The following is a 6,354-nucleotide window of genomic DNA, read 5'->3' on the forward strand; positions in this document are numbered from 1 at the left end:
GTCTCTCCTCATCGGGCGGCCATGAACTCCTGCAGCGACTGCCGTGCAGTACCCCGGATCCGCGACTTGAACATCGGGGTCCAGCCGAGCAGGAACCCGGACGCTCCGACGGCCATCCGGGACCAGCGCCCGAGGTCGAACTGGTCGCGGTGCCGGACGATCAGGCCGTCCTCGAAGCGGAAGAGGGAGTCGATCTCGTTGACGACCTTCCTGCCCGTCTTGCCGAAGGTGTAGCGGGCGGTCCAGTGCGCGGTGCCGTCGTGCGAGCGGGCGGTGATGTCCCGGGCGGACACGTGGAGGTCGGCGCTGCGGCCCATGAGCATCCGCCACATCGCCATGACCTTGTCGCGGCCTTCGAGATCCTGGAAGACGGGGTCGCGGAAGGTGACGTCGGGGTGGTAGCAGCGCTCCATGGCGTCGGCGTCGCGCCGCGCGAAGGCCTCGTAGAACGCCCGGATGATCTCGGCGTTGTGCTGCTCTCTCACGTGCTTTCTCCCGCTCCTCAATGTCTCGGCGATCGAGTCTAACGGGAGGATAGTTTGAGTAGATTGTCGGCATTGTCCCAGCACACGGCCCGGAGCCAGTCGTCGCCGAGGTCCAGCCGGTCGAGCGCGTGGAGCTGGTGGGCGTAGGGGTACGGGATGGTCGGGAAGTCACTGCCGAGCAGGACCTTCCCGGCCAGGCCGAGGTCGCGCAGGCGCCCCCGCAGGCGCGCGGGGAACGGCATGTCGCGCTCGGTGAAGTCGGTGAAGGTCATCGTGGTGTCGAGCCGCACGTTCGGGTAGGTCTCGGCGAGCTCGAAGAACTCGTCGTACTCGGGCATGCCGAGGTGCGCGACGATCGCGGGCAGGCCGGGGTGGCGGGCGAGCACCCCGGCGATCGGCGTGGGGCCGGTGCAGCGGCCGGGCAGCGGGATCGAGCTGGCGTGCACGACGACCGGGACGCCCCGCTCGGCCAGCAGCCCCCACACGTCGTCGATCTCCTTCAGCCGGGGGTCGAAGTCGCCCACCTGGAGGTGGACCTTGAAGATCCGCGCTCCGCGGCCGAGTGCGTCCCGCACGTAGTCGAGGACTCCAGGCTCGGGGTAGAAGGTGGCCGAGGGAAGACATCCCTGGGTACGGCGGGCGAAGTCGAGGGTCCAGTCGTTGAGGCTCGCGGCCATGTCCGGCCGGTGCGCGTAGGCCAGGGCGGAGAAGGCCCGCACCCCCAGCTCGCCCAGCCGGGCGACCCGCTCGGCGACCGGCAGGCGGTAGCGGATGGGCCACCCGTCGCCTATCAGCGGGCCGCCGTGCTCGAAGTGATGCCAGACGCGGCGTTCCATCCGCTCGGGCAGGAAGTGCACATGCACGTCCGCCAGCCCGGGCAGGCCCAGCTCGCGCCACCAGGCGGGGACCTCGGCGTCGGTGAGTTCCGGAATCATGTTCTGCACGGATCCGACTTTATCGCCAGCACACCGGCAGTCATGGGACGCTTTGCTCCGACGCCGAGAAGGAGAAGTGACCGTTGTCCGACGTCTGGGTGACTCTGACCACGGCCCGTTCCGGGCCTCCGGCATGGGTCGTGCTGTTGTCCGCGCTGGCCGCGCTGGGCGTGGTGTCGTGGTCCACCTCGTGGCAACTGTCACGGGGCCTGATCACCATCGCCCACGAGGGCGGGCACGCGCTGATGGCACTGCTCACCCGGCGCAAGCTGGAGGGCATCCGGCTGCACTCCGACACCTCGGGCGTGACCCTGACCCGCGGCAAGCCCACCGGGCCGGGCATGATCCTGACCGCCGCGGCCGGATACGTCGCGCCGTCCCTGATCGGGCTGGGCGGGGCCTGGCTGACCTCGGCCGGCTACGTGGCAGTGTTGATCACGATCGTGATCGGGCTGCTGCTGTGCATGCTGCTGCTGATCCGCAACCTGTTCGGCGTGGTGAGCCTGCTGGCCACCGGCGGCGCGATCTTCGCCTTCACCTGGTACGCCGCGCCCGACATGGACGCCGTCCTCGCCTACCTGGCCGTGTGGTTCCTGCTGTTCGGGGGCGTCCGGCCGATCATCGAGCTGCAGCGCAAGCGCCGGTACGGCCAGGCGCGCGACTCCGACGCCGACCAGCTCGCCCGGCTGACCTTCCTGCCCGGCGGGTTCTGGGTGTTCCTGTTCCTGGTGGTGGCGGGTGCCTGCCTGGTGGCCGGGGCCTACCTGCTCTTCCCGGTGGCGCTCGGTCTCCTCTGATCCACCGCCCCCGCGGATTCCTCCGGTCCGCCGGTGCCCGCGAGGTCTCCGCGGGCGCCGGGGGAGTCTCCGCCGGTGCCCGCGAAGACTTCTCCGGTGCCCGCGGTGGTGCCGGCGTGCCGCGCGCGCCGGCCCGGCCGGCGAACAGAACACTCCACTTTCGGGATATTTAGTGGCGTTATGTCACCATATTTCATGGCTGTTCTATGAAATTTCAGACCACAGTCTCACCATGGCGCCGAATCGCTCTACTTGATTGACAATTAGTCTGGTTTTTGAGTTTATTGCCAGGCATGTCATCCCCCCGCGAAAGGCGCTCGATGCCGCACCACGTGTACGTCGTCGGGGCCGCGGCCGCCGGAATCCTCCTCGTCTCGCTGGGCGTCACGTTCGCCCTCGCGATACGGATCAGGCACCTGCGTGTCGAGAGGGAGCGGGCGGCGACCAGGGCGCGTGAAGGGCTCGCCCGCGACCTGCACGACATCGTGGGCCACTGGCTCTGGCTGGCGTCCGTCAAGGGCGAGCTGGCCCGCAGGCGCGCGGCCGGCGACGCGCGGTTGCGCGGGGAGCTGGAGGAGGTGCTCCAGGCCGTGCGGCAGGCGGCGCAGGCGGTACGGGACGTGTCGGCGACCTACCGGGAGCTGTCCCTGCCCGCCGAGGCGGCGCGGGCCCGGAGCGTGCTGGAGGGGTTCGGGGCCTACTGCTCGGTGCGGATGGACGCCACGGAGCCGCCGGACGAGGTGAGCGCCGCGCTGGGCACCGTGGTCCGCGAGGGGCTCACGAACATGCTGCGCCACAGCAAGGTGACGAGGTGCGCGATCGAGCTGGTCGAGGCCGGCGGCGGGCTGCGGCTGACCGTGGTCAACGACGGGGCCCCGCGCCGGGATCCGGCCTCCACCGGCAGCGGCCTGGACAACCTCCGCCGCCGCGTGGGCGAGCTGGGCGGCACGGTGCGCGTGTCGGACGGCGCGGACGGGTGGTTCACCCTGATCGCCGAAGTGCCCGCGCGCCCTTCCGAGGAATTCTCACGTCCACCGGAGAAACGCAGGTAGAACGGTACTTCACGGGTTGGAACGTGCATTCTGCACGGGTGGGTCGTGCGCTTTGTAACTAGTGGATTCTCGGGTTATCCGTAATTCTCTCTTCTGGAAGACAGCAGGGGAGAATGCCGTGGATGACCAGTATGAACTCTATTGCCTGGCGGACCCGCTCTTTTATGACACGCTTGACGGCCGCCGGGGAGAGCACCCCGATTTCGCGCTCGCGACCCGGGACGTCCCCGACGGTTGGGAGCACCGGGCGACCGACACCTGGCTCCACTACGCGCCGCTGTCCGGCCGGACCCCCGCCCAGGGCTGGAAGATCCACGTGTCCGCGTGCGCGGAGGACGCCGAGCGCGCCATAGCGGCGGTGTGGGACTACTGCGTCCCGCGCGGCATCGCGTTCAAGTTCCTGCGCAGTCTTCCCGTGATGACCATGCTGAACTCCAAGGCGGCCCCCCGCGGCTCCAGCGGCAAGCTGGTGACGATCTACCCGGTGGACGACACGCAACTGGAGCTGGCCCTCAAGGAGCTCGACGTCCTTCTGGCCGGCGTCGAGGGGCCGTACATCCTCAGCGACCTCCGCTACGGTCAGGGGCCGCTGTTCGTCCGGTACGGCGGTTTCGCCGGACGCCGTTGCCTGGGCGAGAACGGCGAGCAGGTGCTGGCCGTCGAGGACGGCGAGGGCCGGCTGGTTCCCGACGTGCGCGGGCCGGCCTTCTCCGTGCCGGCCTGGGTGACGCTGCCGCCCTTCCTCGAACCCCACCTGGCCGCCCGCAACGCGGTCACCACCGAGGGTCTGCCGTACCGGATCGAGAGCGTCATGCAGTTCTCCAACGGCGGCGGCGTGTACCTCGCGGAGGACGTCCGCACCGGCGCGCGGGTGGTGCTGAAGGAGGCTCGCCCGCACGCCGGGCTCGACGCCGCCGGCCGGGACGCCGTGGCGCGACTGGCGCACGAGCGGGACATGCTGGAACGCCTGGCCGGGCTGGACGCGGTGCCGGCGCTGGTCGACTACTTCACCCTGGGCGGCCACCACTTCCTGGTCGAGGAGTTCGTCGACGGCAACCCGCTGCAGCGGCAGCTCGTACGGCGGTACCCGCTGACCCGGGCCGACTGCGACGGCGAGGCCCTGGCCGAGTACACCTCGTGGGCGCTCGACGTGCTGCCCAAGGTGCGCCGGGCCGTCGAGGCGCTGCACGGGCGCGGGGTCGTCTTCGGCGACCTGCACCCCGACAACATCCTCGTCACCGCGGACGGCCGCCCGGTCCTGATCGACTACGAGGTGGCCACCCTCGCCACGGACGGCGGCCGGGCCGCCCTGGCCCACCCGGCGTTCGGCGCGCCGGCCGACCGGCGGGGCACCGACGTCGACGCCTACGCTCTGGGCTGCCTCTGCCTCGGGCTGTTCGCCCCGCAGCTCACGATCATGCTGCCGCTCGACCGCGCCAAGGTGGTCCGGCTGGCCGAACTGATCGTCGAGACCTTCCCGGTGCCGCCCGAGGTGATCGACGAGGCGGTCCGGGCCGTCGCGGGCCCCAACCCGCCTGTGCCCGAACCGCTCCCCAGACCCGGTCGCGACGGCTGGCCGAGGATCAGGGAGGCGATGGTCCGGGCCATCCTGGCCAGCGCCACCCCCGAACGTGACGACCGGCTCTTCCCCGGCGACGTCGCCCAGTTCGAGCCCGGCGGAGGCGCGGGCTTCGCGTACGGGGCGGCGGGCGTGCTCTACGCGCTGGAGAAGTGCGGCGCCGAGCGCCTCCCCCGGTACGAGAACTGGCTGCGCCGCAGGGCGCTGACCCCCGACACCGGGAGCGGCATCGGGTTCTACGACGGGCTGCACGGTGTGGCCCACGTGCTGGACCTGCTCGGGCACCGCCAGGACGCCATCGACACCGTCGACCTGTGCCTGCGCGAGAAGTGGGACGCGCTGGAACTCGGCCTGTTCGGCGGTCTGGCGGGCATCGGCCTGAACCTGCTCCACCTGGGCGGCACGACCGGCGAGCGGGCCTTCACCGAGGTCGCGCTGCGGATCGTCGACGTCTGCGCCGACCGGCTGGGCGGCCCCGACGACGTACCGGAGGTCAGCGGCGGTGCCCACCCCAGGGCCGGGCTGATGTACGGCTCGTCGGGACTCGCGCTCCTCTTCCTCCACGCCTACGAGCGGACCGGCGACGCGGGACTGCTCGACCGGGCGGCCGTGGCGCTCCGGCAGGATCTGCGGCGGTGCGCCACCGGCGAGGACGGCACGCTCCAGGTCACGCAGGGCTGGCGCACCCTGCCCTACCTGGACGAGGGGTCCGCGGGCGTCGGGCTCGTCCTGTCCCGCTACCTGGCCCACCGCGACGACGGCGGCTTCCGGGCCGCGCTCGACGGCTGCCGGCTCGTCACCCGGGGACGCTACTTCGTGCAGTCCGGCCTGTTCACCGGCCGGAGCGGCATGATCGCGGCTCTCGGGTCCGGGCTGGCCCCCGCGCCGCACGATCCCGGCACAGACCTGGCCGAGCAGCTCCGCGGGCTCGACTGGCACGCCCTGCCCCACGGCGGCGGGCTGGCCTTCCCCGGCGACCGGCTGCTCCGGCTCTCCATGGACTTCGCGACCGGCACGGCCGGAGTCCTGTTCGCGATGAGCACCGTGCTGCACGACCGGCCGGTGTTCCTCCCCTTCCTCGAACCGCCCGGCGGCACGGGCGCCCCTGCCACGGCGCAGCCCGTGCGCGGACCCGCCGGACGGCTTCGTCCCTGCGATTCCCCGAAGGAGGTGTGACGACATGGTTCTTCTCGACCTGCAGACCCTGGAGGCCCCCGGCGGCGGCTACCCCGGCGGCGGCGGTGGCGGCAGCACGCTCACCATCCTGGGCTGCGCCTCGGCCAAGCCCAGCAACCTGAGCCTGCTGCTCTGCCACTAGCGGCCGGCGATGTTCTCCCCATATCGGTTCCCCCACAAGAAGTGAGGTAAGGACATGGTTCTTCTCGACCTGCAGACCCTGGAGGCCCCCGGCGGCTACCACGGCGGCGGCGGTGGCGGCAGCACGCTCACCGTCCTGGGCTGCGCCTCGGCCAAGCCCAGCAACCTGAGCCTGCTGCTCTGCCACTA

Annotated in this window: 7 protein-coding genes; 5 read left to right on the forward strand and 2 right to left on the reverse strand. The window is 71.2% G+C overall.

Going from position 1 to position 6,354, the window contains the following annotated elements; all coding sequences use genetic code 11:
- Positions 1–8 precede the first annotated feature (8 nt).
- Together ABD841_RS11415 and ABD841_RS11420 are read right to left on the reverse strand one after the other, a co-directional pair.
- Positions 9–485: a nuclear transport factor 2 family protein gene (locus tag ABD841_RS11415; protein ID WP_344970448.1), complete on the reverse strand. Its 477-nt coding sequence runs from the start codon at positions 483–485 to the stop codon at positions 9–11.
- A gap of 38 nt (positions 486–523) precedes the next feature.
- Positions 524–1,420: an amidohydrolase family protein gene (locus ABD841_RS11420; RefSeq protein WP_344970493.1), complete on the reverse strand. Its 897-nt coding sequence runs from the start codon at positions 1,418–1,420 to the stop codon at positions 524–526.
- Positions 1,421–1,503: 83 nt separating this feature from the next.
- Between ABD841_RS11420 and ABD841_RS11425 the strand changes: the two genes are divergently transcribed.
- The 5 genes from ABD841_RS11425 to ABD841_RS40830 all read left to right on the forward strand — a co-directional run.
- A complete protein-coding gene (locus ABD841_RS11425) occupies positions 1,504–2,217 on the forward strand; it encodes a M50 family metallopeptidase (RefSeq protein WP_344970450.1) in 714 nt (237 codons plus the stop codon).
- 320 nt (positions 2,218–2,537) lie between these two features.
- Positions 2,538–3,269, forward strand: a complete 732-nt coding sequence (locus ABD841_RS11430) for a sensor histidine kinase (protein WP_344970452.1) — start codon at positions 2,538–2,540, stop codon at positions 3,267–3,269.
- 118 nt (positions 3,270–3,387) lie between these two features.
- Complete coding sequence (gene lanKC, locus ABD841_RS11435; RefSeq protein ID WP_344970454.1) at positions 3,388–6,024, forward strand: class III lanthionine synthetase LanKC; 2,637 nt, start codon at positions 3,388–3,390, stop codon at positions 6,022–6,024.
- Between the two features lie 4 nt (positions 6,025–6,028).
- Positions 6,029–6,166, forward strand: a complete 138-nt coding sequence (locus ABD841_RS11440) for a SapB/AmfS family lanthipeptide (protein WP_344970456.1) — start codon at positions 6,029–6,031, stop codon at positions 6,164–6,166.
- Between the two features lie 54 nt (positions 6,167–6,220).
- The coding region (locus tag ABD841_RS40830) for a SapB/AmfS family lanthipeptide (RefSeq protein WP_425581975.1) at positions 6,221–6,354 on the forward strand (134 nt) is incomplete at its 3' end.

The organism is Streptosporangium fragile (genome assembly GCF_039534445.1).
GTDB classification, from domain to species: Bacteria; Actinomycetota; Actinomycetes; order Streptosporangiales; family Streptosporangiaceae; genus Streptosporangium; species Streptosporangium fragile.

Excerpts from the sequence above, each read along its gene's own strand:
- ABD841_RS11420 (WP_344970493.1), bottom strand. The coding sequence starts at position 1,420 with ATGATTCCGGAACTCACCGACGCCGAGGTCCCCGCCTGGTGGCGCGAG.
- ABD841_RS11430 (WP_344970452.1), top strand. The coding sequence starts at position 2,538 with ATGCCGCACCACGTGTACGTCGTCGGGGCCGCGGCCGCCGGAATCCTC.
- ABD841_RS11440 (WP_344970456.1), top strand. The coding sequence starts at position 6,029 with ATGGTTCTTCTCGACCTGCAGACCCTGGAGGCCCCCGGCGGCGGCTAC.